The organism is Shewanella sp. SG44-6 (genome assembly GCF_014164185.1).
Taxonomy (GTDB): domain Bacteria; phylum Pseudomonadota; class Gammaproteobacteria; order Enterobacterales; family Shewanellaceae; genus Shewanella; species Shewanella vesiculosa.
Genome location: NZ_JACJER010000235.1, coordinates 1 through 2,809, shown reverse-complemented (window position 1 = coordinate 2,809; position 2,809 = coordinate 1). Strand labels below are relative to the sequence as shown.

The following is a 2,809-nucleotide window of genomic DNA, read 5'->3' as shown; positions in this document are numbered from 1 at the left end:
CTGAAGTTAAATAGCCAAAAATTTCTCGACCTTGCTCTGGGGTGTCAAAAAAAGAGGTGTAATAAATAGCAAATTGCTGATCAAATACCGCATAAATACAACTAACACCGATCACAAACACACTTAACCGCCACAGTCCTGCGATTTTAAAAAAGGCTTTAAGCTGTTTTACAGGAGTAAAAGTTCGAGAAGGCGCTATTTCACTCTGATTTTGTGCGACCTTAACAAAGGCTAAAAAACCTATTAAGCAAACCGCCGCAATGCTTGATAACCAATAATTTAAACTAGGGGATAAATTAAACGATAAACCGGCAAAGTAGCTTGCCATGGCCCAACCCAGTGACCCCCACATTCGAGCTTTACCAAATTCAAAGTTCGTCGAGCGACTTTGTTTATCAATATAACTTTCAAGCGTCCCTACTCCAGCTAAAAATGCACATGAAAAAACGGCACCGCCTAAAATAGCAGCCAGATAAAACTGCGTTTGTAGTAGTGGCGCGTATACATAACTAACAAACGGGCCAATCAACATGATGAAAAATGCAATGAAGTAAAGCAGTGTTTTTTGTAAACCGAGTTTATCTTGCAAAATGCCGTAGCAAGGCATCACGAGTAAAGCCATGATGGAATTAATACTAAAGATAATCCCGACTTTAGCACTATTGAGGCCTACTTCTTGACTAAGCCAAATAGGAAATAATGAAAAAGAAAAAGACCATGCCATAAAATAAACAAACAAAATGACACTTAAGAGTCGATAGTTGCTACTCATATATCGCATAGCCTTGGAGAAAGATTAATGACTCTATAATAATATAGAGTCATTTTGGAAGTTATTTTTCTATTGCTATATTATTTAACTTAACGTCACTAAGCGACAAAGGCTGCTCAGCACTTACTTGTATTTTATTGTAAGGAGAGGTTGGAAAAACAATCGAGGTCATAGAGCTAACCCCTTTATTTACAAACACTTCTACCGACGCTTTATCTACCCATATCTCAACATCGTAATACTCAAGGCCCTTTTGTAATGGGGCTGTTTGTAAAGATGCAAAACCATCTTCAAAGTCTTTTAAACCTGATTGTCTGCGATCAAGTACAAGTTGCCCTTGAGCTGGGTTTAGCTGCAGCTTAGTGTATTCGCCCATATAAGAGCTAAGCACGATATCAGTAACTTGCTCAGCGTTTGATAAACTAAAGCTCACCTTAAATTGCCCAGGTTCAACAGTAAAAAGCTCATCTAACTGATAGCTATTTGCACCAGTTAGGCTTGCCTTTTGTTGTGTATTACTCAGTAAACTATCGAGTTCTTTAATAGGCTGAGATGCTAAACGCACGCCACTTGCTGTTTGCAATAAGGTTAATTCTCTGGGAATCGTCATTGCACTGCGCCATACTTCAGTGGGTACTTGGTTTGCGTATTGCCAGTTACTCATCCACCCCATAAATAAGTGTCTACCGTCTTTGACATCAGAAAAAGTGACACCTGCATAATTATCTGTGCCGTAGTCTAACCATATTGAAGGTTCATATCTTTCATTTGCTGCATTATCAGAAAATACAATATCAGCGATTTTTATATGCCCCCAATCACCTCGTTCATTATCGACCACTTTAATATAAGCTTGCTGGCCTTTTAATTGACTCACGTTCCATGAACGCTCTGTCATAGTACCGGTATTATTTCCGCTTGCGGTTTTAACAATCTCGCCATTAACTAACAACTGTATTGCGGTACTATTGTGATGCTTTCCGCCTGCAATCTTGAAGTTAATGAAATCATGATCGATCGCAAATGATGTTGAGGTTAATGTGCCAATTGCCTTATCAGAACCTTTAAAAGAACTGGCAATCGTATTTGATGGTTGATCATTAACTATATGGAATGCATCACCAGATACTTGCCAATTTTTTAAACCACTCTTGAAATTAGAAAAATCAAGTCCTTGGGGGAAAACGGCTGGCGTTGCAGTAAGCATTTTTTGATAATCACTATCAAGTACAAATTTTTCACCGTCGAAATCGCCGACAAAGTATTGTGTACCAGAGCCGCCATTTGGCGCGCCTGGGTTGATACTCACTAATAAAACATATTTATATTCATCTGTGCCTTCAATACGCACGCGAATAAGGTCTGGACACTCCCATACACCTGCGTGACTTCCCCAATCGGCGCCAAAGTTACTTTCAAATTGCCATGTTTTTAAATCTTTTGAGCTGTAAAAGCCAATATGATCATCTTGAGCCAATACCATGACCCACTGCTGGGTATCCTCATGCCAACTTACTTTAGGATCACGAAAATCGCGGATCCCAGGGTTTTTTAATACCGGATTATTAGCGTATTTTTTCCATGTACGGCCTTTATCGGTGCTATATGCTATACCTTGGGTTTGAAAATCAATCGCCCCCAGTGCAGCCTTTTTATCATCGTGATAGGTAAATATAGCCACTAATGGTGGATTTTCTTTAGTGCCAAAGCCGCTACTATTTTGCCAATCAACCACCGCACTACCGGAGAAGATAGTACCGTGCTCATCAGGAAACAGCTTAATGTCTTGATGCTGCCAATGAATCATATCTTTACTAAATGCATGTCCCCAATGCATTGGCCCCCATACAGATGAATCAGGATTATGCTGGTAAAACAGATGATATTCACCTTGGTAATAAACCATACCGTTAGGATCATTCATCCAATGCTTTTTAGGGGTAAAATGAAAAGCGGGACGAAACACCTCTTTGCTAGGTTTATCTACACCCTCAAGGGCAGTTTTTTCAGTTTGGTTTGTCATGCTACATGCTGCCA

2 protein-coding genes are annotated in these 2,809 nt (G+C 39.6%); both read right to left on the bottom strand.

Annotated features, from left to right (window positions below; genetic code table 11):
* A partial coding sequence (locus H5185_RS21670; protein ID WP_182743198.1) for an oligosaccharide MFS transporter occupies nt 1-772 on the bottom strand: 772 nt, incomplete at its 3' end.
* A 61-nt stretch (nt 773-833) separates the two neighbouring features.
* Nucleotides 834-2,809, bottom strand: a 1,976-nt coding sequence (locus H5185_RS21665; protein WP_310741698.1) for a glycoside hydrolase family 32 protein, incomplete at its 5' end; no start/stop codon positions are given.